Origin of the sequence: Kitasatospora sp. NPDC096077 (assembly GCF_040303245.1) — a bacterium.
In the GTDB taxonomy this organism is placed as follows: domain Bacteria; phylum Actinomycetota; class Actinomycetes; order Streptomycetales; family Streptomycetaceae; genus Kitasatospora.
In genome coordinates this window covers 66,213-90,679 of sequence record NZ_JBEOSV010000020.1, presented here as the reverse complement: position 1 = coordinate 90,679, position 24,467 = coordinate 66,213, and the positions used below count along the sequence as shown (strand labels likewise).

Sequence of the window (24,467 nt, the reverse complement as noted above, 5' to 3'; positions counted from 1 at the left end):
TCGCCGCCCGGCCGGACGCGCTGCCTGCCGCGGACGGCCGCGCGACCGGGCGAAAACCGCTTGGCGGACGGTGCCCGGGCCGGAATACTCCGCTCGTCGATGGGCGGGGCCCGTCGCAGGGGGGAGGACGCGTGGCGGTGTTCGCGTGCGCCGGGTGCGGCGCGGAGCTGACGGCGCCGGTGACGGAGGCGGCCCTGCCGCCGCACGCCCACCGGCACGGCGGGGACCGCTACCTGCCGCCGCTGCTGGAGCCGGGGACCTTCGCCGTCGACCCCGAGCCCTCCGAGCGCCCCTGGCGGCCCTGGGCGGCGGTCACGGCCGCCGAGGCCGCCGCCCAGGGCGTGTACGCACCCGTCCAGGGGTTGTGGAGCGGCCCCGGCGGCGCGGTGCTGCTGGCCCCGGGCGACTCCCGCGGCACCGTGCTGCTGCCCGGGGAGTGCGAGGGCTGCTGCGCCGCGGCCGGCGGCCCGAACCTGGCCTGCCAGCGGTGCGGGCGCACGGTGGGTTCCCGGATCGACGACTGCTACCGGTGGCAGCAGGTGTGGCTCCACCCACGGGCCGTACGGCGTCTCCCGATCGAGGGCCCGGCCCGGCCGGCCGGGGACGGCTGGGCGGTTCCGCCGCTGCCGCCGGTCGAGCCGGACGGCTGGTGGAGCGACCGCTGGCGCGCTGCGGTCGGGACGGCCCTGGCCGAGGTGCTGGCCGCCTCCGGCGGGGAGCCGGTGGCCGTGGCCCCGGGCCTGCTCACCGAGACCTTCGGCCGCACCCTGCACCGGCTGCTCCCGGCCGGTCCCCCGGCCCGGGCCCTGCGCCTGGCCGGGCCTGGCCTCGCCCCCGTCCCGCCCACGGACCTCGCCCTGGTCCCCCGCCACCCGTGGACGGGCGCCGCCTGGCAGCCGCCCGCCGGGCCCGTCACCGTGCCGCTGGACGCCGGGGTGTGGGCGTACCTGGCGTTCCCGCCGCCCCGCCTGACGACCCGGCTGCCCGCCGGGGAGGAGCGCGACGACCCGCTGCCGCCGCACCCGTACCGGCTGTTCGAGCCCGCCCCCGACCTGCTGCTGCACCGCCTCGCCCGGCTCCCCGCCGTCCGGCGGCCCTGGCTGCGGGCGATCTACGATCGCCTCGGCAACCGCGATCACCAGGGCACCCCGGAGGACATCCGATGAGGATCAACCTGACCACCGTGTTCGTCGACGACCAGGACAAGGCGCTGCGCTTCTACACCGAGGTGCTCGGCTTCGTGAGGAAGGAGGACGTCCCGGTCGGCGAGTACCGCTGGCTCACCGTGGTCTCCCCCGAACAGCCCGACGGCACCGAGCTGTTGCTGGAGCCCGACCAGCACCGCGCCGTCGGCCCGTACAAGACGGCCCTGGTCGAGGACGGCATCCCGGCCGCCCAGTTCGCGGTGGACAACGTGCACGCCGAGTACGACCGGCTGCACCGCCTCGGTGTCCGCTTCGCCCAGGAGCCGACGGCCATGGGCCCGGTCACCGTCGCGGTACTGGACGACACCTGCGGCAACCTCATCCAACTCGCCCAGTACCACCGGTAGTCGCCAGAACGAACCAGCCGGGCCAGGCCCCTTCGGCGAGCTGCGGCAGCGCCGACGCGGCGGCCCGCAGCTCGTCCTGCGACGCGGCGAACGGCTCCGGCAGGCCGGCGCCGTGGCACTGCAGCCGCCAGGCGTCGAAGGTCACCCCGTCCGGCCCGGCGGTGTCCACGTCGACCTCGACCCCGTCCGGGCCGGTGAACCGGCAGCCCGCGCCGTGCACCCGGTACAGCCGGCCGCCGACCACCCCGGTCCGCGGGATCCGGCGGCTCCGGGCGAGGTGGAGCCAGTCGGCCAGGGAGGCGGCCGGCGGCCGGTGCCGGCCCAGATCGGCGAGGATCCCGTCGAGGTCCGCGAGGTAGCCGAGGACCAGTCCGCGGGCCGTGGTCACCGGGCGGCGCCGGGCGGCGAGCGCCGGGTCGGCGCCGAGCCGCCAGGCCTCCTCCAGTACCTCGGCGTCGAGTTGGGCCTCCGTGAGTTCGCCGAACTCGTTCTCGTAGTCGTAGTGGAGACCGTCGAAGGGTTCGACCAGCTCCAGCCGGTGCCCGAATGCCTCGTGCAGCAGCGTGGTGAAGCGGCGGGGGGCCAGTTGCCCGGACATCACCCGCCGGGCCAGCGCCCGGACGCCCGCCTCCTCGGTCGCCCGACCGTCCCGTACGGGCCGGGGCAGGCCGAGCTCGGCGCAGGCGGCGTCCAGCAGCTCCGGCAGCCGGTCATCGGCCTCGCCCCGTTCCAGCGCGGCCAGTTCGCCCAGCGCCGGGCCGTCGCGGCCGGCGGCCAGCGCCTCGACGGCGGCGTCGACCACGGCGGCGGCCGGGGCCAGCCGCGCACCCCAGAGGGCGACGGCCTCGTGGAGGTTCCACCAGGGCTGATCGGCAGCGGTCATCCGGTCATGATCGCCCGCCCCGGCACCGCCGTCACCCGGGTTTCCGGCCGCTCCTCAACGTCCGGGCGACGGCGACCAGTTCAGCAGCCGGGCCGGGTTGTCGACGGTGGCGGCGCACAGGGCCGCCGGGTCCAGGTGGGCGGCCGGCCAGGCGAGGCAGTCGGCGTAGGTCCGGCCGTCCTCGTGCCGGGTCCAGGGCCAGTCGCTGCCCCACAGCAGGCGCCGGTGGCCGGCCTCCGCCAGGACCAGGCGCAGCATCCGGGCGGCCCGGCCGGGGGCGCAGCGGTAGGGCGCGGAGACCTTGAGCCACACGTGGTCGCGCCCGGCCAGGTCCACGACCGTGCGGTCGGCCTCCTCGGAGGCCCCGGACGCGCCGGGCAGGCCGAGGTGGTCGATCACCACGGCGGACGGCCAGCTGCGCAGGGCGGGTGCGAGGGCCGTCCACTGGCCGCCCGCCGCGTGCACCTCCACGTGCCGGCCGCGGTCGGCCAGCTGCACGGCCAACTGCCGCCAGTGCGGCCCGGTCAGGTCGGGGACCGGTCGGCCGATCAGGTTGAGCCGGACGCCCGCGACGCCGTCGACGGCGAGCGGGGCGAGGGCCGCCGGGCGGTGCAACCGGTCCTGGTCCAGCACGACGACGGCGCGGAACCGGGTGGGGTGCCGGGCCAGGCAGTCGAGCAGGAAGTCGTTGCGCGCCCCCAGGAAGCTGGGCTGGACGAGGACCGCGCCGCCGATGCCGTGCCGGTCGAGCAGCGCCAGGTAGGCCGCCGGGAGGGCGTCGCGGTCCGGGAGGTAGCGGGGGCGGTCGACGCCCGGCAGGCCGCGGTGGAACACATGGGCGTGGAAGTCCACCGACTCGGCCGTTTCGCAGGTCACTCGGCGATGCTAAGGCCCGCCTGGACCCGCACCTGACGAAGTGTCATATTGGCCACATGTTCGCCGACATACTGACGTGCCCACGATCATATCTGCCAACTCCCGCCATCCGCCGCCCCATCGGCGCCAGGTGAGGAGCGGACATGCGCGAGTGGTACCGCTCGACCTCCCCCGCCGGCCGGCGGGCGTTCTGGACCACCTTCGGCGGCTGGGCGCTGGAGGGCGCCGACGCCCAGATCTACGGCCTGGTGCTGCCGACCCTCACCTCACTGTGGCATCTCACCGGCGGCCAGGGCGGGTTGGCGTCCTCGGCCACCCTGATCAGCACCGCGCTCGGCGGCTGGCTGGCCGGGGCGGCCTCCGACCGCTGGGACCGGGTGGCCGTGCTGCGCTTCACCATCGCCTGGTACGCGGTGGCGACCGCGCTGGTCGGCTTCGCCGACGACTTCCCGTCCCTGCTCACGCTGCGCTGCCTCCAGGGCCTCGGCTTCGGCGGTGAGTGGGCCGCGGGCACGGTGCTGATCAGCGAGTACGTGACCTCCCGGCACCGGGGCCGGGTGCTCGGGGCGGTGCAGAGCGGGTGGGCGGTCGGCTGGGCCTTCACCCTGGCCGCCTACTCGGTGCTGGTCGCCGTCCTGCCGGAGGCCTGGGCGTGGCGGGCGATGTTCTGGCTCGGCGTGCTGCCCGCGCTGCTGGTGCTCGCCCTGCGCCGCGGGATCCCCGACCCCACCGCCGAGCAACGGCGCCGGGAGCCGGCCTCACCGACCGCGATCTTCCGCCCCGGTCTGCTGCGGGTCACCGTGCTCGGCGCCCTGCTGGGGCTCGGCAGCCACGGCGGCTACTACGCCCTGACCACCTTCCTGCCGACCTACCTCCACACCACCCGGCACCTGTCGGTGATGAGCAGCGGCGGGCACCTCACGGTCTTCATCGCCGGCTCGTTCCTCGGCTACCTCGCCTCGGGCCGGCTCTCCGACCGGATCGGCCGCCGCCGCAACGTGCTGGTCTTCGCGGTCGGCTGCCTGGTGACCCTGCTGCCCTACCTGCTGCTGCCGCTCGGCGACCTGGGCACCCTGGTCGCGGGCGCGCCGCTCGGGTTCTTCTCGGCCGGCATCCCCGGCGGGCTGGGCGCGCTGTTCGCCGAGCTGTACCCGACCCGGGTCCGGGGCAGCGGGCAGGGGTTCTGCTACAACCTCGGCCGGGTGGTCAGCGCCGCGTTCCCCGCCCTGGTCGGCCAGCTCTCCGGACGGCTGGGCCTGGCGGCGAGTATCGCGCTGTTCGCCGGGTTCGCCTACGCCCTGGCGGCCGTCGCCGCCGCCTGCCTACCACCCGAGGGCCGGAACCCCGAACCATCCCTCACCCCGGCCCCCGTCGTCACCTCGGGCTGACCTACTTGGGGGCCGAGGCCATGGAGGCGACCGCCTCCGCGACGCTCGCGCGGTAGACGCCCATCTTCGGGTCCAGCACCTTCGCGCCGGCCGGGAGCGGGAAGTTCTGGGTGTTGGCGAGGGGCATGTTGGTGTCGTCGTCGTCGGCCAGCACGTTGACCTCGTTGATGCCGGGGACGGTTCCGGTGGTGGCGCCGCTCGGGTTGACGTCGATCGCCACGTAGGCGTTCTTGCCCGCCGCGACGGTGAACCGCTCGGTGCCGCTGGCCAGGATCGGCTTGAGGTTCTTGCTCTGGTCCTGGGCGGTGGAGTTGCCCAGGTTGACACCCGGGGTGGCGCTCAGGGTGCAGGCGCTGCCGCCGGTGTTCTTCACGTCGATCACGAACTGGGTGGGAGCCCCGGATCGGGGCGTCATGTGGATCGACAGGTTCTGGATGTCGCAGGGGCCGCCGGAGGCGCCGGTTCCACCGGTCGCGCCGCCGTTCCCGCCGGGGCGGCCGGTGCCGGAGGGCTTCGGCGCGTGGGTGGTGGGGTGCGAGCCCGCCGGGGCGCCCGTCGCCGCCGGTGCGGCGGAGGCCGCGCCGGTCGCGGAGGCCGTCGCCCCGGCGACCGGGTCGCTGTTGTCGGGCCCGCAAGCGGTCAGCGCGAGTCCGGCGCCGGCGACGAGGACGGCGGTGGCGAGCAGCGGGCGGCGGTGGCGGACGGACATGACGGCTCCTTGATGTCGACGGGTGAGAGCGGGTGTGGTCGGTGCGAACACACCACAGGACGGTGGACCGACGGGTTTCGGTGCCACCCGGGGCGTCACAATCGCCGGGACATGACAGGGACGGGACTGTGACATTGACTCAGCTTCCGGACCGGCCGGGGGCGGTGGCCGTGCGGGCGGTGGGTGCGGGGGTCGGTGTGTGGGTTACCAGGAGGTGGCGTCGTCCATGGACTGCTGCCAGTAGGTGACCTTGAGGGAGTCGTCGACGTAGACGCCCTTGGCGGGCAGGGCGGGGTGGGCTCCGGTGCCGACGCTCCCGCTCATGGCGGGGCCGGAGAAGTAGACGGTCAGCGAGGTGGCGGTGTAGCCGTGCCCGGCGTTGCCGCCGTCGGTGGAGGAGAGGTTGACGGAGGCGTAGCCGGACTCGCCGGGCTGGAGGGTGACGACGGCCTGGGGCTTGGAGTCGTCGATGACCGGGGGCACGGCCTGGGCCTCGCCGAAGCGCACCGCCGGGTAGCCGTACAGGAAGCACGCCCCGGTACCCGTATTGGTGACGGTCAGCAGCATGTGGTTGACCGGACGGTTCAACGGGGCGGCCGTGGTCTTGGTGTTGCCGCCTTCGCAGGTGCCCGGCTCGGCGGGCTTGGCGGGCTTGGGCGGCGCCGGGATGCGGGTCGGGGCCTTCGGGGCGGTGGTCGGGGCCTTGCCGGTGTCACCGGACGCGCCGTCCCCGGATGCGGCGGCGGACGGCGCGGGGGCCGTCGGTGCGGGGGCCGTCGGCGCGCCGGAGGAGGCGGCCTTGAGCGTCGGGCCGGTGGCCGTCGCGATGTCCCCGCTGTCGTTGTCGGTGCACGCGGTCAGCGAGAGGGCGGCGAGCGCGACGCCCGCGGCAACGGCCAGTCGGACGCGGGAGGTGCGGACGGACATGCGGGGTGCCCCTTTCGGCGGTCTCCCGGTCGGCGGCCCGACCGGATGACCGAAGCCTGCGGCGCGAGCCGTCCCGGCCACCACACCTGACGGCACGATGGGTAGGGTGGAACGGCGAAACGGGCTCTGACCAGTGGAAGTTGACGGGGCCTGGAACGCTGGAACGGGACGCGGGGGGAACGGAGGGGACGGGTGTCGGAGGACACGGGGACCACGGAGGCGGCGGAGTTCGCACGGCTGCTGAGCGAACTCAAGACCCGCTCGGGCCTGAGTTACGGGACGCTGGCCAAGCGGCTGCACATGAGTACGTCGACCTTGCACCGCTACTGCAGCGGCGCGGCGCTGCCCAACGAGTACCAGCCGGCGGAGCGCTTCGCCCAGGTGTGCCGGGCCACGCCGGACGAGCTGGTGGCGCTGCACCGCAGCTGGATCCTGGCGGACGCGGCCCGCGGCCGCCGGGCGGAGCGGGCGGAGCGGGCGGAGCGGGCGGAACCGGGCAGCGGACCGGTCGGCGCACCAACCGGGGCACCGGCCGTCGAACCGGTCGGAGCACCGGCCGTCGAACCGGTCACCGAACCGGAACGCGCCCGGCCGGCCACCGCCGACTCCGCCGAGGAGGACCCGGTGATCGAGGTGGGAGCGCCGACCGCCCCACCGCGGCGCCGCCGCGGAGTGCTGATCGCCTCCGCCGCGGGCGTCGTCCTGCTGACCGTCGCGCTGGTCGTGGCCCGCCCGGCCCGCTGGTGCGGCGGGACCGGCACGGGCGACCAGCAGCCCGCCGGCGCCACGGCGGCGGCCGGCAGCCCGACGGCCCCGGCGACGGACGGCGCGCCGGGCACGACGGCGGAGCTGGCGGTGGGCGGCGGCCCGGAACCGACGACGACGGACGCGCCCGCCGGGCCGGACCCGTCCGTCCCCGCTCCATCCCCCTCGGCCACCGCCCCGGCCGCTGCCGGGGTCACCGCCGGGGCGACCACCGGCACGGCGTCCCCGGGCCGGGCCGCCACGCCCACCCCGACCGGCAGCACCACCGCGCCGATCACCGTCGGCACCCGCCCGTACGTCTACGACGACCCGTGCAGCCAGCACTTCCTGGTCAACAGCGCGCCCGCCCAGGTCGGCCCGCCCGCAGCCGAGCGCGACGCCCCGCGCTGGGCCGCCGCCTACGGCGCGGTCTCCTCCGGCGAGCAGGAGGTCGCACTGACCGTCCAGGGCACCGGCACGGACACCGTCGTCCTGGAGGCACTGCACGTGCGGATCACCTCCAAGGGCGCGCCGCTGGCCTGGAACGACTACTCGATGGGGGTCGGCTGCGGCGGCGGGGTCGAGACCAAGTCCTTCGACATCGACCTCGACCGGGGCAGTCCGGTGATCACCGTCAAGGGCGGCCAGCGCGACTTCCCGTACAAGGTCAGCAAGACCGACCCCGAGGTCTTCTACGTCGTCGCGCACACCAAGGCGCACGACGTCCGGTGGGACCTCACGCTGGACTGGTCCAGCGGTGACCGCCACGGCAGCGTGAAGGCCGACAACGGCGGTACGCCGTTCCGGACCAGCGCGAACGTCGGCCGGCCCGGCTACGACTACCCGCTGGGCGGCGGCGAGTGGATCAAGCGCGAGGGCGGCTGAGCCGGGCCCCCTCCACCGGCCCGGGCCCCCTCCACCGGCCCGGGCCCGCCTTCGGCCCGGGCCCGCCGCCCGCTCAGGCGAGGCGCGGCTCCGGGTCGGTGGCCAGCCGGGCGTGCAGGTGCTCGTCGTGGTACGGGCCGTCGCCGTCGCGGTAGGAGGCCCGCAGGGTGCCCTCGTACGGGAAGCCGGCCCGGGCGGCGACCCGGCAGGACGGGGCGTTGTCGACGGCGTGGTACAGCTCGATCCGGCGCGCACCGGCGGTGCGCACGCCCCACCTGGTGACGGCGTCGGCGGTGCGGGTGGCCAGGCCCCGGCCGCGGGCGGCAGCGAGCAGCCAGTAGCCGACCATGGCGATGCCCTCGGCCCGGTCGGTCCACTTCAGGACGACGTTGCCGCACAGGGTGCCGTCGGCCGCGTCGGTGATGGCGAAGCAGGCGGTGCTGCCGTCCGCCCAGCGCTCGTCGGCGCGGTCGAGGTAGGCCTCGGCACCGGCCGGACGGGTGGCGTCGGTCAGCGGGTTCCAGCGGGCGACCTCCCGGTCCGCGGCGGCCGCCATCACAGCGGCGACCGTCCCCCCGGTCAGGTCGAGGGCACGGCCCCAGGGGCGCAGCCGGACGTCGCCGAGGTCGAGGACGGTGGGCTGGAAGAGGCTCCGGTCGGTCGCCGTGTCGCTGCTGGTCACCCTCCCTTCCTACGCCCGGTCCGGCCGCGGCCGCCACCGAATTTCCGGGCCGGACGGAGCGGGCGGAAGGGAAGAGCGCCCGGTGACCGGCCGGGGCGGGGCCGCCGGGCGCTCGTCGGAGCGTCAGATCCGCGCCAGGTAGCCGTTCTCGACCAGCCAGAGCACGTTCAGCTTGGCCGGCCCGCCGGGGAGCAGCGTCGCGTCGAGCTGGTACTGCAGGCCCCAGCCGGGCTGGTTGAACCAGGGCGCGATCGGTCCGGCGTGCACCGTGAAGGGCTTGACCACCTTGTAGTCGTGGTAGTTGCAGCCGGCCGCCGGGGTGCCGTCCAGGCTCTGCGGGGGTATCGCGCGGTTGGCGTACGGCAGGCCCTCGGGGGCGAGGAAGGCGCCGTACTCGCTGCCGTAGCGGTCGATGTTCTGGTTCGGGTACAGCGTGAGGTCGAACTCGACCGGGGAGCCGTCGGGCAGGGTGACGTAGCCGTCGGCCGGCGGGTACTTCCAGCCGCCCTTGCCGCCGTTGGCGCTCTGGTCGTAGTAGGTGGCGAGGAAGTCCTGTTCGCTGGCGCCGCCGGTGCGCTGGTAGCCGAGCAGCTGGCGGCCGACCGGGCCGCTGCTCGGAAGGTCCTGCGGGCCGAGCCGCGCGTCGTCCTGCCGGAAGGCCGCCGAGCACTGGTCGGCGGGGGTGCCGGTGGTCGTGGTGCCGGTGGTCGTGGCGCTCGTGGTCGTGGTGCCGCTGGTCGCGGCTCCGGTGCCAGGGGCGGCGAGCGCGGCGGGCGCGGTCACGGCGGTGAGGGCGGCGGCCGCGGCGAGCGGCGCGACGAGCAGGCGAAGGCGAAGGCGAAGGCGCACGGTGTCTCCGTCGATCGGGGGCATCGGAAATGGAGCCACGGAGGGGCGTTTCGCTCACCCTCCGTGGCCAGTTCGACACCAGGCAATCCGATCACCTGATCATCCGTCAATACGATGGAACTATGGGCCAGTCGCTCTCGCCATTTTCGGCCGAAGCCGGGACACCGGCCCCGCGCACCCGGGAGGATGGGCGGTCCGGCACCGGCCTCACCGCCCCGGGGCCACCCGCCCGAGCAGGTGGAGCAGCCGGTCCAGGGCGTCCTTGGAGTCGGGCTCGGTCAGGTTGACCATCAGCCGGAACGCCGCCTTCAGCAGCGCCGGATGGCCCAGCCCGGCGGCACCGGCGGCACCGAGCAGCCGGGGGCGGCCGAGCAGGTCGGCGGCCAGCCGGCCGAGCGCGAAGTAGCCCGCGTAGGCGGAGCGCAGCTTCTGCGGGTAGGCGCGCAGGGCGAGTTCACGGCCGCGGTCGGTGCGGCGGGCGTGCGCCTGGACGATGGTCTCGGCGGCGTAGCGGCCGGACTCCATCGCGTAGGCGATCCCCTCGCCGGTGCCGGGGCTGACCGTGCCGCCCGCGTCGCCGATCAGCAACAGGCCGTCGGCGTAGTGGGGTTGGCGATTGAGGCCCATCGGCAGGGCGGAGCCGCGGATCGGCTCGGTGACGGCCCCGGGGTGGTACTCGTAGCCGGGCGGGAGGTCGGCGCACCAGCGCCGCAGCAGTTCCCGCCAGTCGAGGTCGGTCTTCGCGGTGTCGAGGACGCCGAGGCCGACGTTGGCGGTGCCGTCACCCATGCCGAACACCCAGGCGTAGCCGGGCAGCACGCGGCGGGCGGGGTCGCCCGGGTCGCGCAGGTCGAGCCAGGCCTCCAGGTAGCGGTCGTCGTGGCGCGGGGTGGTGAAGTAGGTGCGGTAGGCCACGCCCATCGCGCGGTCGGTGCGCCGGTAGCGCTGCATGGCGACGGAGAGCCGGGTGGAGTTGCCGTCGGCGGCCACCACGATCGGGGCCCGGTACTCGACCGGCTCGCGACCCTCCCCCAGCCTGGCGCTGACGCCGGTGATCCGGCCGGTCCGCTCGTCCGTCAACGGGCCCGCCACATTGGCCCGTTCGATCAGGCGGGCGCCGGCCGCGGCGGCCCTGCGGGCGACCAGTTCGTCGAAGTCGGCGCGCCGGCGCACCAGTCCGTGGCCGGGGAAGGCGGAGAGCTCGGGCCAGTCGAACTCCAGCGAGCGGCGGCCGGTGATCAGCCGCAGGCCCTTGTTGTGCAGCCAGCCGGCGCCCTCGGAGACGTCGATGCCCATGTCGACCAGCTGTTTGACGGTACGCGGGGTGAGCCCGTCGCCGCAGACCTTCTCGCGCGGGAAGGCGGACTTCTCCAGCAGCAGGACGTCCAGGCCGGTGCGGGCGAGGTGGTAGGCGGCGGTGGCGCCGGCCGGTCCGGCGCCGACCACGATGACGTCGGCGCTGTCCTCGGCCCGGGCGGGCCCCTGCCGCTCCGTGCGCACCTGCTGCTCTGGGCCGGGCATCGGTCACTCCCCCTGGGTCGGATCGGTTGACGGCTCGACCGGCGGCTGACGCGGTCGGCCGCTCGCACAACGGAGACAGCGGACTGGGCGGTTCCAGACGGAGAGTAGAGAACCCCGCCCACGGCCCGCCGCCCCGACACGCGGACCCGGGCCGCGGACCGGCCAATACCGGCCACCCGCAGGGCCGCCGAGGTCACGGCCGAAGACGACGGAAGCCCCTGACCGCACGGGGGGACGTGCCAGGGGCTTCCATTCCTCTCGACGGCCGGGACCGCCTCAGTGGTTCACCGGCGTCACGGATTCACCGCCAGCACCACGAACTCCGCCAGCACCCCCAGGTGCAGCGCGCCCTGCAGCAGGGTCGCCCGGCGCGGGATGACGGTCAGGGTGCCGAGCACCACGGTGAGCGTCAGCAGCACCATGTGCGAGGGCTCCAAGCCGAGGACGAGCGGGCCGGAGAGCCAGGCGGAGGCGATCGCGACGGCCGGGATGGTCAGGCCGATGCTGGCCAGCGCCGAGCCGAGGGCCAGGTTGAGGCTGGTCTGCACCCGGTTGCGGGCGGCCGCCCGCAGCGCCGCGATGGTCTCCGGCAGCAGCACCATCAGGGCGATCACCACGCCGACCACGGCGTGCGGCAGCCCGGCGCTCTCCACCGCGGACTCGATGGTCGGCGAGACGCCCTTGGCCAGGCCCACCACCGAGACCAGCGCGACCGCGAGCAGCAGCAGGCTGAACCCGGCGGCCCGGACGGTGGGCGGGGTGGCGTGCTCGTCCTCCTCGTCCCGGCGGACCTTGCCCTCGGCGGTGACCGGCAGGAAGTAGTCCCGGTGCCGCAGCGTCTGGGTGGCCACGAACAGCCCGTACACCACGATCGAGGCGATCGCCGCGTAGGTCAGCTGGGTGGTGGAGAACTGCGGGCCGGGGGTGCTGGTGGTGAAGGTCGGCAGCACCATGCTGAGCGTGGCCAGGGTGGCGATGCAGGCGAGCGCGGTGCCGGTGCCCTCGGCGTTGAAGACGGCGGTGCGGTACTTGACCGCGGCCACGATGATCGACAGGCCCATGATCCCGTTGCAGGTGATCATCACGGCGGCGAACACGGTGTCCCGGGCGAGGGTCGAGGACTTGTCCCCGCCGTCGGCCATCAGCGTGACGATCAGCGCGACCTCGATCACGGTGACCGCCACCGCGAGCACCAGCGATCCGAACGGCTCCCCGGTCCAGTGCGCGATCACCTCCGCGTGGTGCACGGCCGCCAGGACCGCCCCGATCAGGAACGCGGCGACCACCCCGACCACCCAGCCGGGCAGGTCCTCGTGCCAGGTCAGGGCGAGGACGACGAACGCCGCCAGCGGGACGACGACGGTCCATTGCGCGGCGGCCGCGCGGAGCTTCGTGATCATGCGCCCGAGGATCCCAGACCGGAGGCCGGTCTTCCGGCTGCCCGCGCCGGATACAGAGGGATGTGGCACAACTCATCCCGATTTGCGCGATCACCCTCCGTATTCGGCCAGGTACCGGAGCACCTTGTCGACATGGGGCCGCACCCGGTCCGGGACGCCCCCGGCGGCCGCCACCGTCTTGTCGCTGGTCCTGTAGGCGGCGGTGACCAGGGCTGGCAGGTCCCGGGTGTAGCCGCGCCGCTTGAGCTGCTGGTCGAGCCAGCAGACGTAGTTGCCCATCGCGGCGATCGCGTCGCCCGGGTCCAGGTACGACTTCGGGCCGGGATGGTTGGCGGCCTTGGCCCAGGCGTCGAAGACCGCGGGCGTCCACATCGCGATGCCGTACTCGCCGGTCTCCGGGCGGGCCGCGTTCGGGTCGAAGCCGCTCTCCGCCTTGAGCATCGCGGCCAGCAGGATCGGGGTGATCTCCGGTTCGGGGCAGCGCCGGGCGGCGTCCTCGATCATGCCCCGGTAGGCGGTCGGGACGTCGGAGCCGGCCGGGATCGCGCCGGGCAGCGGCCGCGCCCGGTGGGGCGCCGACCCGACCGGCTCGGGGCCGCCGGTCAGCGCCAGCAGCACGGCCGCACCGGCCAGCAGGCCGACGCCGGCCCGCACCGCCCGGCGGCGCCCGGCCGGCCGGGCGGTGGCCCGGGCGACCAGCGCGGCGACGTCGGTGCGGGCCCGCTCGTCCCGGTCGGCGGCCAGACAGGCCGCCACCACGGGCCGCCAGCGGGACGGCAGCGCCTGGTCCGGCCGCAGCGGGGCCGCGCCGCGCGCGTACGCCTGGGCGGCCAGCGAGCGGGCCCGGGCGGTGGCGCCGAGGAAGGGGTGCAGCCCGCCGGTGAGCAGCTGGTGGGTGATCACGCCGAAGGCCCAGACGTCGGCGCTGGGGCGCACGGCGACCCCGCGCGCGCCGGTGCGCTGGGACCACCACTCGGGCGGGACGTGGTCGGGCGAGCCGAGCGGCGGGGCGTAGGCGTGGGTGCCCTCCAGCTCGGCGGCCAGTCCGAAGTCCGCGATCTTGGCGGTGCCGTCGGGCATCAGCAGGATGTTGGCCGGTTTGAGGTCCCCGTGCACCCAGCCGGACCGGTGCATGTGGACCAGTCCGGCACAGACCTCGGCGAGGATCCGCTCGGCGCCGGGCAGCGCCGTGCCGGGGCGGGCGGTGGCGAGCAGGTCCTGGAGGCTGCGGGCGGCGCGTTCCATCACCAGGGCGACGGCGCCGTCCAGTTCGGGGTGGCCGGGGTCGTCGACGGTGAGCACCGCGAGGGTGCGGATCAGGTGGGGGTGGTCGGCGCGGCGGCTGAAGCGCAGTTCGCCCGCGGCCATCTGGGCCAGGGTGCGGCGCTGACCGGGGCTGGAACAGGCCGGGCCGAGGAGCTTGACGGCGGCCGGGGTGCCGTCCGGGCCCTCCGCGGCGTAGACGCTGCCCCAGGCGCCCGCGCCGAGGAAGGCGCCGGTGCGGTAGCCGGCCAGCCGGTAGCCGTCGGGGAGCTCGAACGGCGGCCGCGCGTCCGGCCGGCCGGCGTCGCGGGCGCGCCGGGTCACGGTCGGACGGCCGGGCGCCGGGGCGGGAGCAGCGCGAGGTGCTCCTCCCGGACCAGGTCGAACCGCAGGGCGAGGGCGACGAGTTCCTCGCGCTTGCCGCCGGCCGGGCCCTCCTCGTACGGCTCGCGCAGCCGCAGTTTGGCGCCGACCAGGTAGTCGATGTGGTAGTTCACCGCCGAGCGGGTCAGCCCGTGGCAGGAGGGCAGGGCGCGCAGCCGGGACAGCACCTCGGTCGCCCCGGGGACGGCGGCGGTGGAGGGCGAGCGCAGTCGGGGCTCGCAGAGCGCCAGTAGGACCAGGAAGTACTTGGCGGTCGGGTCCAGGGCGAAGGGGCTGACGGTGCGTTCGCCGTCCGCGCCGCCGGGGTGGCCGTCCAGGTAGGCGTGCTGCGGGGCGAAGACCTTGAAGGTGGCGGGCTCGGCGAGGGCGGGCAGCAGGACCCGGGAGAGCTCGAACGGGACGGGCGCGCCGAGCCGGCCGGGGGCGACCTTGATGTGCTCCCCCGCCCCTTCGAGGTTCTCCACCACATAGGTGGCGGTGGTGGAGAAGTTGGACAGCCGCCAGTAGTCCTCGGCCGCGACCACCTCGCCCGCGCGGCGCGAGACGCCCTGGTCGGGCAGCGGGATGGCGGCCGGGCGGCCGGGTTCGCCGCGGCCGAACACCGCGGCCTCGCCCGGGCCCATCCGCAGCAGTCCGGGCGCCGCGCCGGGCGCCGGTTCCGGCCCCGGGCCGGGCAGTTGCACGATGACCGTGTCCACGCAGCACCTCCGTGGGATCGGCTCGATGGTATCCGTCCGTTTCGCCCCGGTGGCAAGGCGCCACCCGGACGAGTGACGGTGCGCGGCCAACAGTGGCCGGTCGGCGGGGAGTTGCCCTCCACCTCGGGGAGTACGGCGGCTCCGCCGCGGCGGCGACCGTACGGTCCGGACGGTCCGGCCCGCGGGCATCGACCGCACCAAGAGCGGTTCAAGAACCGGTCAAAGACGCCGGATCGGCGCACTGGACGCGGGGCATCAGGACCACCGGAACCCTCCCGGGCACCACGGGCACCGCCCTCGTCCGCCCAACTGCACGTCCAGGCCCGCCCCCTGAGCAGCGCCGTCGCATGTCAACGAACTGATCCATGAACTGATCATCCGTCAGGCCGTGACTTGTCCGTGTGCTGAACACCTGACGAACGATTGCAGCCAGTAGTTGAACCGTCACCATGGGTGTGACGCAACGCACACTTGCCAGTCCCACGATGTGTGCAAGACTCATCCCAAGGAGTGAGATTCCCTTTATTTCCAAGGAGGTTCGTATCATGCGCACTCGGATTGCAGCCGTGATGATGACGGTGGCAGGGATCGCAGGGCTCTCGGCCGCGCCTGCCATGGCCGCCACCACGGCCACGTCCGAGGCCGGCACCGTGGCCTGCGCCGCGGTGCTCAACCGCCCCTGCATCACGCACCAGGTCGACAGCGAGGGCATCGTCGGCATCGCCCAGGTCAGCGCGGACCCCACGCAGTTGACGATGGTTCATGTCGAGGTGCGCACCGAGCAGTACTGGGGCGCCCCGTGGGAGACGGTCGCCAGCGCGACGACCGTCCGACTCGGCTCGGCCCAGGCCGTCACCCCGAAGGTCACCGCCACCGCCCCCCGCGTCATCTGCGCCACCGCCGGCCCGGCGCTGGACGTCAGCAAGCAGGTGACCACCTGTACCAACCCGTTCTGATCCGGACCCCCTGACGATCGGGGTCCTCGGAACACCCCGACCGATCACCGGCAGGACACCCTCCGCACATCCGCAGGACAGGGCAGCCCGGGCGGACCGGGCGCACGGAGCCGGGGCCTTCGGGCCCCGGCTCCTCGCATTCCCGGCCACCCCGGCGGCCCGGCGGCCCCCACCAGGGAGAACGCACGGGCCGGAACCCGGCCCCGGGTGGACCTGGGGCCCCCGTTCACGGCAAACTGGTCTAGACCTCGCAGGTCTAGACCTCAGCCTCGCCTCAGAACGGTGGACCCAGTATGGAAATCGTGATCGTCCCTGACGCCACAGCGGCCGGCGATCTCATCGCCGCGGCGATCACCGATCTGCTGACCGACAAGCCCGAGGCCCTGCTCGGCGTCGCGACCGGCTCGACCCCGCTGCCGATCTACCAGGCCCTCGCCGAGCGGGTCCGGGACGGCCGCCTGGACGCCTCCCGGGCGCGGATCTGCCAGCTGGACGAGTACGTCGGCCTGCCGGCCGGCCACCCGGAGTCCTACCGCTCGGTGGTGCTGCGCGAGGTCGTGGAGCCGCTCGGCCTGACCGAGGACTCCTTCCTCGGCCCGGACGGCAACGCGGCCGACATCGCCGCGGCCGCCACCGCCTACGACCGCGCGCTGGCCGAGGCCGGCGGCGTGGACCTCCAGCTGCTCGGGATCGGCACGGACGGCCACATCGGCTTCAACGAGCCCTGCTCCTCGCTGTCCTCCCGGACCCGGATCAAGACCCTGACCCGGCAGACCCGGGTGGACAACGCCCGCTTCTTCGACAGCATCGACGAGGTCCCGCACCACGTCATCACCCAGGGCATCGGCACCATCCTGGAGGCCCGCCACCTGGTCCTGCTGGCCACCGGCGAGGCCAAGGCCGAGGCCGTCGCGCTGGCCGTGGAGGGCCCGCTGGCCGCAGTCGTCCCCGCCTCCGCGCTGCAGCTGCACCCGCACGCCACCGTGGTGGTGGACGAGGCCGCCGCCTCCCGGCTCAAGCTCGCCGACTACTTCCGCGACACCTACGCGGCGAAGCCGGCCTGGCAGAAGCTCTGACCGGTCGACGCGACGGAGCCGGGGCGCCCCCAGTGGGCACCCCGGCTCCCCGTGTCTTCCGGCCCGGTGACCGGTCGCGCCCGGCGGCGCCTCAGCGGGCTCGCCCGCATCGGCAGCACGCCCGCCCGCTCGACCAGCGCGGGAAAGGCCCCGCCCGGCGTGCGGGCGGGGCCTTTCGAGCCGGGCCGATCAGTGGCAGGTGATCAGCAGGCCGAGGACGGAGGTGCAGCCGCGGGTGTCGCGGCTGGTGGCGGGCGAGGGGTCGGCGGGGGCCCCGGCGGTGCGGGCCACCGTGACGTCCCAGGAGGAGACCAGGCTCAGCAGGCCGACGGCGGTCGAGAAGTGCCGGGTGGCGATGGCGCCCTTGGCCAGCGGGCCGGCCAGGGTGCAGCTGAGCTTGCCGGCGGCGACGGTGCAGTCGGTCGAGGTGGTGGTCAGGCCGGCGGGCAGGGCGGCCGAGACGGTGGCCGCGGTGATCGGGTCGGGGCCCTGGTTGGTCAGGGTGACGGTGTAGTCGACCCGGCTGCCGAACAGGCCGGTGACCGGGGTGGCGGCCAGCGCGACGCCCAGGTGGGCGCTGGGCGCGGTGTAGCCGAACCGGTCGGCGGCGACGGCCGCGCTGGTGCCGCCGGGCGTGGTGACCTGGACGTCCACCGGGCCGGTGACCGTGGTGGCCGGGGCGGTCGCGGTGCAGCTGGTCCTCGTGCAGCTGAACGACCTGGCCGGGCCGGCCGCGCCGAAGGTGACGGCGGTGGCGCCGTTCAGGTCGGTGCCGGTGACGGTCACCACCGTGCCGCCCACCCCGGAGCCGCCGTTCGGGCTGATCCCGGTCACCACCGGCACCGGCAGCGGGAAGTTCAGCACGTCGACGGCGTCGCCGGTGAAGTCGGCCAGGTAGCCGCGCCGCCCGTCGGCGCTCAGCGCCAGGGTGTACGGGCTGGCACCGACCGGGACGGTCGCGGTGACGGTGCGGCTCGCCGCGTCGATCACGCTCAGGGTGTTGTCGGCGTAGTTGGAGACGTACGCGGTGGAGCCGTCCGGGGCCAGGCTGACGGCGTACGGGCCGTTGCCGACGGTGACGGTGCCCAGCAGGGTGCCGGCGCCGGTGTCCAGCACGGCGGCCGTGGTGTCGTCGCCGTCGGCGGTCCACAGCCGGCTGCCGTCGGGGCTGAGCGCCAGGCCGAAGGCGCTGTGGCCGACCGCGACGGTGGCGCTCACCGTGCTGCCCACGGTGTCGACCACGTTCACCGCCTTCGCGCCGGAGGCCGCGACGTACAGCCGCTTGCCGTCCGGGGAGACGGCGAGCCCGTGCGGCTCGGCACCGACCGCGATGGTGGCCGTGACGGTGTCGGACGCGGTGTCCAGCACGCTCACGGTGCCGGCCCCGGCGTTGCTGACGTAGGCGCGGCTGCCGTCCGGCGACAGGGCCAGGCCCCAGGGCTGGGTGCCGACCGGGACGGTGGCGGTGACGGTGTTGGACGCGGTGTCCACCACGGTGACCGTGTTGTCCAGGTGGTGGGTGAGGTAGGCCCGGTGCCCGTCGGGCGAGACCGCGACGGCGTACGAGCCGGTGCCCGTGGTGAAGCTGCCGGTCACCGCCCGGCTCGCGGTGTCCAGGACGCTGACCGTGCCGCTGCTCTGGCTGGTCACGTAGGCGCGGGCGCCGTCCGGGGTGAGCGCCACACCGGCCGGGTAGGGCGCCACCGGCAGGTGCGCCGCCACGGTCGGCGGCGGCGCGGCGGCCTCGGCGGTGACGGGTTGGGAGAGCAGTGCGGCCGTGGCCGCGGATATCGCCGCCACGGCCGTCCAGGTGCGCCGGGGTGCACGACGTGATCTCACAGGATCTCCAGGGGGACGGGGTGATGTGAAGGGAGTGGCTCCGGAGCCGCACGAAGCGTAGAGGGCGTGTTGATGATGCGTCAGGAGTTGATCGTTAATGTCGCCAACTGTTCAGATTCGACCGGGATGCGACGCCGACCCCTGCAGCGACCACCGGGCCGTCGGTCGGGGTCGTCGGTCGGGGTCGTGCAGGAAATTGGAGTTGTGGAGTCGCATTCGCTAGCGTTTCGATCGTGAGGCTGACCAAGAGCACCGACATCGCCCTGCGCATCGCCATGCGGCTCGCCGTCCTCGGCGAGGGCGAGAACCCGACCACCCGCGAGGTGGCCGAGTCGGTCGGCGTGCCGTACACCCACGCGGCGAAGGTGGTCAGCAGGCTGCAGCACCTCGGGGTGGTGGAGGCCCGGCGCGGACGCGGCGGCGGGCTGATGATCACCTTCGCCGGTCGGACCGGCTCGCTCGGCCTGCTGCTGCGCGAGCTGGAGGGCGTCGGCGACGTGGTCGGCTGCGAGGACGACCCGCCCTGCCCGCTGCGCGCCGCCTGCCGACTGCGCGGGGTGCTGCGCACCGCCCAGGAGGCGTTCTTCGCCGCGCTCGACCCGCTCTGCATCGACGACCTGGTGGCCTCCCCCACCGGGCCGGTGCTGCTCAGCCTCACCGGCCGACCCGCCGACTGACCCCGCCCCCGGGGGGCCGGTCGGCGACCACAGCCTTTAATACGAATCTTAGATACCAGTTAGGAGCTCCTCTGATGCTGTCCGCGAAGTCCGCCGAGGTCGTCGAGGCCACCCTGCCCGTCGTGGGCGCCGCGATCGGTGACATCACCCCGCGCTTCTACGACCGGCTGTTCGCCGCGCACCCGGAGCTGCTGCGCGACCTGTTCAACCGGGGCAACCAGGCCAACGGCAGCCAGCGCGAGGCCCTGGCCGGCTCGATAGCCGCCTTCGCCTCCGCCCTGATCGCCCACCCCGACCAGCGGCCGGACGCGATGCTCGCCCGGATCGCCCACAAGCACGTCTCGGTCGGCATCGACAACGCGCAGTACAAGGTCGTCCACGAGCACCTGTTCGCCGCCATCGTCGAGGTGCTCGGCGCGGCCGTCACCCCCGAGGTCGCCGCCGCCTGGGACGAGGTCTACTGGCTGATGGCCAACGCCCTGATCGCGATCGAGGACCGGCTGCGCGCCGAGGTCGCGGTCGACGGCGACCCGGCCGACCTGTGGCGCCCGTACACCGTGGTCTCCCGCCACCAGGAGACCGACACCGTCACCAGCTACCTGGTCCGCCCGGCCGACGGCCGCCCCGCCCCGGCCTCCCGCCCCGGCCAGTACGTCTCGGTGCGCACCGAACTCCCCGACGGCGCCCACCAGATCCGCCAGTACAGCCTCTCCGGCCGCGCCGACGGCGCCCTGCGCTTCAGCGTCAAGCGCGAGCCCGGCGGCGAGGTCTCCGGCCACCTGCACGACCGCCTGCGCACCGGCGACACCGTCGAACTGGCGCCCCCGCTCGGCGACATCGTCCTCGCCGAGGGCGACGGCCCGGTGCTGCTCGCCTCGGCCGGCATCGGCAACACCCCGATGACCGCGATGCTCGACCACCTGGCCGCCGCCGGCTCCACCCGCCGGATCGTCTCGGTGCACGGCGACCGGGACCAGCTCAGCCACGCCTTCCGTGCCGACCTGGCGCGGCTGACCGCCGAACTCCCGGACGCCACCGCCCACGTCTTCTACGAGCGGCCGCTCGGCGACTGGCCGGCCGAGCACACCGGGCTGGTCGACCTGTCCACCGTGGAGGTCCCGGCCGGCACCACCGCCTACCTGTGCGGCCCGCTGCCCTTCCTGCGCGCCGTGCGCGGCCAGTTGCTCGCCGCGGGCGTGCCGGCCGCGGACATCCACTACGAGGTGTTCGGCCCGGACCTCTGGCTCGGCGCCTGACCCTCCCCACCCGTCCGGGTTCCTTCACCGGCGCCGGTCCGCCCGCTACGATCACGGGCGGGCCGGCGCCGTTCTCGACCTGTCGACGCCGTGCCGTTTCGCCGTTTCGCCGCTTGAGGTTCGAGGGTTCGAGGTTCGCCGTTCGACGTGAGGAGTTCGGATTGCGGGTCGCGCTGTTCGCCACCTGCGTCAACGACGCGCTGTTCCCCGCCACCGCGATCGCCACCGTGCGACTGCTGGAACGCCTCGGGGTGACGGTGGACTTCCCCGCCGGACAGACCTGCTGCGGGCAGCCGCAGTACAACACCGGCTACCGCCGGGCCTGCGAGCCGCTGGTGCGGCGCACCGCCCGGGCCTTCGCCGGGTACGACCACGTGGTGACGCCCTCCGGCTCCTGCGTGGCGATGGTCCGGGACAACTACCCGCGGATCGGCGCCCGGGCCGCCGCCGAGGGACGGGGCGGTGAACTCACCGATGCCGCGCTCGCCTTGGCCCCGCGGGTGGTCGAGCTGACCGAGTTCCTGGTCGACGTGCTCGGCGTCGAGGACGTCGGCGCGCACTTCCCGTACCGGGTCACCTACCACCCCTCCTGCCACGGACTGCGGCTGCTCGGGCTCGGCGAGCGGCCGCTGCGCCTGCTGCGCGCCGTCCGGGGCCTGGAGCTGGTGGAGCTGCCGGGCGCGGAGGAGTGCTGCGGCTTCGGCGGGACCTTCGCCGTCAAGAACCCGGCGGTGTCGGCCGCGATGGCCGAGGACAAGCTCGCCCACGCCCTCGACACGGACGCCCAGGTCCTGTGCGGTGCCGACAACTCCTGCCTGCTACACCTCGGCGGCACCCTGCGCCGCCGGGGCGAGCCGCTGCGGCCGCTGCACCTCGCGGAGATCCTGGCCAGCACCGAGGAGCACCCCTGGAGGCCGTCGTGAGTTCCGGCACCTTCCTCGGCATGCCCGCCTTCCCGGCGGCCGCCGCCCGCGCGGTCGCCGACGACCAGCTGCGCGCCAACCTGCGGCACGCCACCCACACCATCCGGGACAAGCGCGCCCGGGCGGTCGCCGAACTCCCCGACTGGGCCGAGCTCCGGGCCGCGGGCAAGGCCATCAAGGACCACACGCTGCGCCATCTGGACCGCTACCTGGTGCAGTTGGAGGAGGCCGTCACCGCGGCCGGTGGCACCGTGCACTGGGCGGCGGACGCCGACCAGGCCAACCGGATCGTCACCGAGCTGGTCCGGGCCACCGGAGAGGCCGAAGTCGTCAAGGTCAAGTCGATGGCCACCCAGGAGATCGGGCTGAACGAGGCGCTGGCCACCGAGGGCATCACCGCCTACGAGACCGATCTCGCCGAGCTGATCGTGCAGTTGGGCGACGACCGGCCCTCGCACATCCTGGTGCCCGCGATCCACCGCAACCGCGCCGAGATCCGGGAGATCTTCGCCGACCGGATGGCCGCCTGGGGCCGACCCGCCCCCGAGGGCCTGACCGACTCCCCCGCCGAACTCGCCGAGGCCGCCCGGCTGCACCTGCGGGAGAAGTTCCTCCGGGCCCGAGTGGCCGTCTCCGGGGCCAACTTCATGGTCGCCGAGACCGGCACCCTGGTGGTGGTCGAGTCCGAGGGCAACGGCCGGATGTGCCTCACCCTGCCGCGCACCCTGATCTCCGTGGTCGGCATCGAGAAGGTGGTGCCCACCTGGCGGGACCTGGAGGTCTTCCTCCAGCTGCTCCCGCGCTCCTCCACCGCCGAGCGGATGAACCCGTACACCTCGCTGTGGACCGGGACGACCGAGGGCGACGGCCCCGCCGACTTCCACCTGGTGCTGCTGGACAACGGACGCACCACCGCCCTCGCCGACCAGGTCGGCCGCCAGGCGCTGCGCTGCATCCGCTGCTCGGCCTGCCTGAACGTCTGCCCGGTGTACGAGCGGGCCGGCGGGCACGCGTACGGCTCGGTCTACCCGGGCCCGATCGGCGCCATCCTGACCCCCCAACTGCGTGGCACGGCCGGCCCGGTGGACGCCTCGCTGCCGTACGCCTCCTCGCTCTGCGGGGCCTGCTACGAGGTGTGCCCGGTGGCGATCGACATCCCGGAGGTGCTGGTGCACCTGCGCGAACGGGTCGCCGAGCAGGGCGGGCACCCGGTGGAGCGGGCCGCGATGGCCGCCGCCGGGTACCTGCTGGACCACCCGGCGGCACTGGCGGCCGCCGAACGGCTGGCCGGGCGCACCCGGGCACTGCACCCGCGCCGGCTGCCCGGGCCCGGGCGGGCCTGGACCGACAGCCGGGACCTGCCCGAGGTGCCGGCCGAGCCGTTCCGCGACTGGTGGCGGAGGAACCGGACGTGAACCCACCTGCGAACGCACGGGAGTTGATCCTCGGCCGGATCCGGGCCGCGCTCGGCGACACCGCCGGGGTGGCGGAACAGCCGCTCGAACGCCGGTACGCGACCGCGCACGCCCCGGTCGACGATCCGGCGGCGCTGCTGGACCTGCTGCAGCACAACCTGGCCGACTACCGGGCCCTGGTGCACCGCTGCACCGAGGCGGAACTCCCGGACCGGATCGGCCGGTTGCTGGCCGACCGGGGCAGCCGTACGGTCGCCGTGCCGGCCGGACTGCCGGCCGGCTGGCTCGCCGCGGCCCCCGGCGTGACGCCGGTGCCGGACGACGGGGGCCTCACCGCCGACCGGCTGGACGCCGTGGACAGCGTGCTCACCGGCTGCGCGCTGGCGATCGCCGAGACCGGGACCATCGTGCTGGACGCCGGGCCCGGTCAGGGGCGGCGGCTCCTGTCGCTCGTCCCGGACCACCACCTGTGCGTGGTCCGGGCACCGGCACAGGTGGTCGCCTCGGTGCCGCTGGCACTGCCCCGGCTCGACCCGGCGCGGCCGCAGACCTGGATCTCCGGGCCGTCGGCGACCAGCGACATCGAGCTGGACCGGGTCGAGGGGGTGCACGGGCCGCGCACCCTGGAGGTGCTGCTGGTCACGGACTGACCGGCCCGGCCGCACGGCGGTCACGGCCGGAAGGCCCGGGCCGCGCGGCGGTCACGGCCTGAGTTCGAGGGTGCAGCACTTCGCCCCGCCGCCGCCCTTGAGCAGTTCGGAGACGTCCACCGGGATCGGCTCGTAGCCGTGCTCGACGAGCCGGCCCGCCAGGTTCTTGGCCGCCTCCGGGAGCAGCACCCGGCGGCCGTCCGAGACCGCGTTGAGCCCGAACACCTCGGCGTCGGCCCGGTCGGCGAGGATCGCGTCCGGGTAGAGGGCGCGCAGCACGGCACGGCTGTGGGCGTCGAAGGCCTCCGGGTAGTACATGACGTGGTCGTCGGCGAGGACGGCGAGCGCGGTGTCCAGGTGGTAGAAGCGCGGGTCGACCAGGGTCAGGGTGGTCACCGGCACCCCGAACAGCTCCTGCGCCTCCGCGTGCGCCGCCCGTGAGCTGCGGAAACCCGTCCCGGCGAGCACCCGGCGGCCGACCACCAGGTGGTCGCCCTCGCCCTCGTTGACGTGCCCGGCGCGGCGCACCGCGCGGTAGCCGTGCAGCCGGAACCAGGACTGGTAGGCGTCGGACTCGGCGGCCCGCTCGGGGTGGCGGAAGGTCGCCACCAGGGCCCGGCCGTCCAGCACGGTCGCACCGTTGGCGGCGTAGACCATGTCGGGCAGCCCGGGCACCGGGTCGATCAGCTCCACGGTGTGGCCTAGACGGCGGTAGGTGCGGTGCAGCCGCTCCCACTGGCGGACGGCGAGCGCGGTGTCGGTGGGCTGGGTGGGGTCCATCCACGGATTGATCGCGTAGTCCACCGTGAAGTAGGTCGGCCGGCACATCAGATAGCGCCGGGGGCGCGCCGTACGTGCCGGGGTGTGCGTGGGCATGGCTCAACCGTCCTCGGATCGCCGGGAGTTGGTGCGCT

The 24,467-nt window shown here is 74.7% G+C and carries 23 protein-coding genes; 11 read left to right on the top strand and 12 right to left on the bottom strand.

All coding sequences use genetic code 11. The features are described 5' to 3' along the window. Positions 1–131: 131 nt before the first annotated feature. Both ABTZ03_RS19285 and ABTZ03_RS19280 read left to right on the top strand, forming a co-directional pair. The gene (locus ABTZ03_RS19285; protein ID WP_350514207.1) at positions 132–1,166 is read left to right on the top strand and encodes a hypothetical protein; all 1,035 of its coding nucleotides are present in this window, start codon (positions 132–134) and stop codon (positions 1,164–1,166) included. Continuing rightward, complete coding sequence (locus tag ABTZ03_RS19280) at positions 1,163–1,552, top strand: VOC family protein (RefSeq protein ID WP_350514206.1); 390 nt, start codon at positions 1,163–1,165, stop codon at positions 1,550–1,552. Before ABTZ03_RS19285 ends, ABTZ03_RS19280 begins: the two co-directional genes overlap by 4 nt. On the opposite strand, the gene ABTZ03_RS19275 is transcribed toward ABTZ03_RS19280, so the two are convergent. Continuing rightward, on the bottom strand, positions 1,524–2,435 hold the full coding sequence (locus ABTZ03_RS19275; protein WP_350514205.1) for a DUF6896 domain-containing protein: 912 nt from the start codon (positions 2,433–2,435) through the stop codon (positions 1,524–1,526). The genes ABTZ03_RS19280 and ABTZ03_RS19275 overlap by 29 nt on opposite strands. Positions 2,436–2,489: 54 nt before the next feature. Beyond that, positions 2,490–3,311, bottom strand: a complete 822-nt coding sequence (locus ABTZ03_RS19270; RefSeq protein WP_350514204.1) for an amidohydrolase family protein — start codon at positions 3,309–3,311, stop codon at positions 2,490–2,492. Between the two features lie 143 nt (positions 3,312–3,454). On the opposite strand from ABTZ03_RS19270, the gene ABTZ03_RS19265 reads away from it, so the two are divergent. Continuing rightward, positions 3,455–4,699, top strand: a complete 1,245-nt coding sequence (locus ABTZ03_RS19265; protein WP_350514203.1) for an MFS transporter — start codon at positions 3,455–3,457, stop codon at positions 4,697–4,699. 1 nt (position 4,700) lies between these two features. Here the strand turns inward: ABTZ03_RS19265 and ABTZ03_RS19260 are convergent, their stop codons facing one another. Together ABTZ03_RS19260 and ABTZ03_RS19255 are read right to left on the bottom strand one after the other, a co-directional pair. Further along, complete coding sequence (locus ABTZ03_RS19260) at positions 4,701–5,408, bottom strand: DUF4232 domain-containing protein (protein WP_350514202.1); 708 nt, start codon at positions 5,406–5,408, stop codon at positions 4,701–4,703. Positions 5,409–5,612: 204 nt separating this feature from the next. Further along, on the bottom strand, positions 5,613–6,335 hold the full coding sequence (locus tag ABTZ03_RS19255) for a DUF4232 domain-containing protein (protein WP_350514201.1): 723 nt from the start codon (positions 6,333–6,335) through the stop codon (positions 5,613–5,615). Between the two features lie 192 nt (positions 6,336–6,527). Between ABTZ03_RS19255 and ABTZ03_RS19250 the strand changes: the two genes are divergently transcribed. Beyond that, positions 6,528–7,964: a helix-turn-helix domain-containing protein gene (locus tag ABTZ03_RS19250; RefSeq protein WP_350514200.1), complete on the top strand. Its 1,437-nt coding sequence runs from the start codon at positions 6,528–6,530 to the stop codon at positions 7,962–7,964. A 73-nt stretch (positions 7,965–8,037) separates the two neighbouring features. On the opposite strand, the gene ABTZ03_RS19245 is transcribed toward ABTZ03_RS19250, so the two are convergent. From ABTZ03_RS19245 to ABTZ03_RS19220, 6 genes are all read right to left on the bottom strand, one after another. Beyond that, a complete protein-coding gene (locus ABTZ03_RS19245) occupies positions 8,038–8,646 on the bottom strand; it encodes a GNAT family N-acetyltransferase (protein WP_350514199.1) in 609 nt (202 codons plus the stop codon). Between the two features lie 123 nt (positions 8,647–8,769). Further along, the gene (locus ABTZ03_RS19240; RefSeq protein WP_350514198.1) at positions 8,770–9,495 is read right to left on the bottom strand and encodes a TNT domain-containing protein; all 726 of its coding nucleotides are present in this window, start codon (positions 9,493–9,495) and stop codon (positions 8,770–8,772) included. Between the two features lie 207 nt (positions 9,496–9,702). After that, complete coding sequence (locus ABTZ03_RS19235; protein WP_350514197.1) at positions 9,703–11,016, bottom strand: geranylgeranyl reductase family protein; 1,314 nt, start codon at positions 11,014–11,016, stop codon at positions 9,703–9,705. Positions 11,017–11,309: 293 nt separating this feature from the next. Next, complete coding sequence (locus tag ABTZ03_RS19230; RefSeq protein ID WP_350514196.1) at positions 11,310–12,416, bottom strand: calcium:cation antiporter; 1,107 nt, start codon at positions 12,414–12,416, stop codon at positions 11,310–11,312. A 90-nt stretch (positions 12,417–12,506) separates the two neighbouring features. Further along, positions 12,507–14,003, bottom strand: a complete 1,497-nt coding sequence (locus tag ABTZ03_RS19225; RefSeq protein WP_350514195.1) for a serine/threonine-protein kinase — start codon at positions 14,001–14,003, stop codon at positions 12,507–12,509. Then, the gene (locus ABTZ03_RS19220) at positions 14,000–14,761 is read right to left on the bottom strand and encodes a serine/threonine protein kinase (protein WP_350514194.1); all 762 of its coding nucleotides are present in this window, start codon (positions 14,759–14,761) and stop codon (positions 14,000–14,002) included. Before ABTZ03_RS19220 ends, ABTZ03_RS19225 begins: the two co-directional genes overlap by 4 nt. A gap of 545 nt (positions 14,762–15,306) precedes the next feature. Here ABTZ03_RS19220 and ABTZ03_RS19215 point away from each other — a divergent pair. Both ABTZ03_RS19215 and nagB read left to right on the top strand, forming a co-directional pair. Next, positions 15,307–15,717: a hypothetical protein gene (locus tag ABTZ03_RS19215; RefSeq protein WP_350514193.1), complete on the top strand. Its 411-nt coding sequence runs from the start codon at positions 15,307–15,309 to the stop codon at positions 15,715–15,717. A gap of 293 nt (positions 15,718–16,010) precedes the next feature. Next, positions 16,011–16,793, top strand: a complete 783-nt coding sequence (gene nagB, locus ABTZ03_RS19210; RefSeq protein ID WP_350514192.1) for a glucosamine-6-phosphate deaminase — start codon at positions 16,011–16,013, stop codon at positions 16,791–16,793. Between the two features lie 189 nt (positions 16,794–16,982). On the opposite strand, the gene ABTZ03_RS19205 is transcribed toward nagB, so the two are convergent. After that, positions 16,983–18,593, bottom strand: coding sequence for a choice-of-anchor I domain-containing protein (locus ABTZ03_RS19205; protein WP_350514191.1), 1,611 nt, complete (start codon positions 18,591–18,593; stop codon positions 16,983–16,985). A gap of 272 nt (positions 18,594–18,865) precedes the next feature. Here ABTZ03_RS19205 and ABTZ03_RS19200 point away from each other — a divergent pair, with 272 nt between their 5' ends. The 5 genes from ABTZ03_RS19200 to ABTZ03_RS19180 all read left to right on the top strand — a co-directional run bounded on the left by ABTZ03_RS19200 (position 18,866) and on the right by ABTZ03_RS19180 (position 23,553). Then, complete coding sequence (locus tag ABTZ03_RS19200) at positions 18,866–19,309, top strand: RrF2 family transcriptional regulator (RefSeq protein WP_350514190.1); 444 nt, start codon at positions 18,866–18,868, stop codon at positions 19,307–19,309. Between the two features lie 74 nt (positions 19,310–19,383). Then, positions 19,384–20,565, top strand: a complete 1,182-nt coding sequence (locus ABTZ03_RS19195) for a globin domain-containing protein (RefSeq protein WP_350514189.1) — start codon at positions 19,384–19,386, stop codon at positions 20,563–20,565. Positions 20,566–20,726: 161 nt separating this feature from the next. After that, positions 20,727–21,488 carry a (Fe-S)-binding protein gene (locus ABTZ03_RS19190; protein ID WP_350514188.1) on the top strand — a complete coding sequence of 254 codons (762 nt, stop codon included), beginning with the start codon at positions 20,727–20,729 and terminating at the stop codon, positions 21,486–21,488. Between the two features lie 20 nt (positions 21,489–21,508). Then, positions 21,509–22,903, top strand: a complete 1,395-nt coding sequence (locus tag ABTZ03_RS19185) for a lactate utilization protein B (RefSeq protein WP_350514251.1) — start codon at positions 21,509–21,511, stop codon at positions 22,901–22,903. After that, positions 22,900–23,553: a LutC/YkgG family protein gene (locus tag ABTZ03_RS19180; protein ID WP_350514187.1), complete on the top strand. Its 654-nt coding sequence runs from the start codon at positions 22,900–22,902 to the stop codon at positions 23,551–23,553. Before ABTZ03_RS19185 ends, ABTZ03_RS19180 begins: the two co-directional genes overlap by 4 nt. 51 nt (positions 23,554–23,604) lie before the next feature. On the opposite strand, the gene ddaH is transcribed toward ABTZ03_RS19180, so the two are convergent. Beyond that, positions 23,605–24,429, bottom strand: a complete 825-nt coding sequence (gene ddaH, locus ABTZ03_RS19175; RefSeq protein ID WP_350514186.1) for a dimethylargininase — start codon at positions 24,427–24,429, stop codon at positions 23,605–23,607. Positions 24,430–24,467 lie beyond the last annotated feature (38 nt).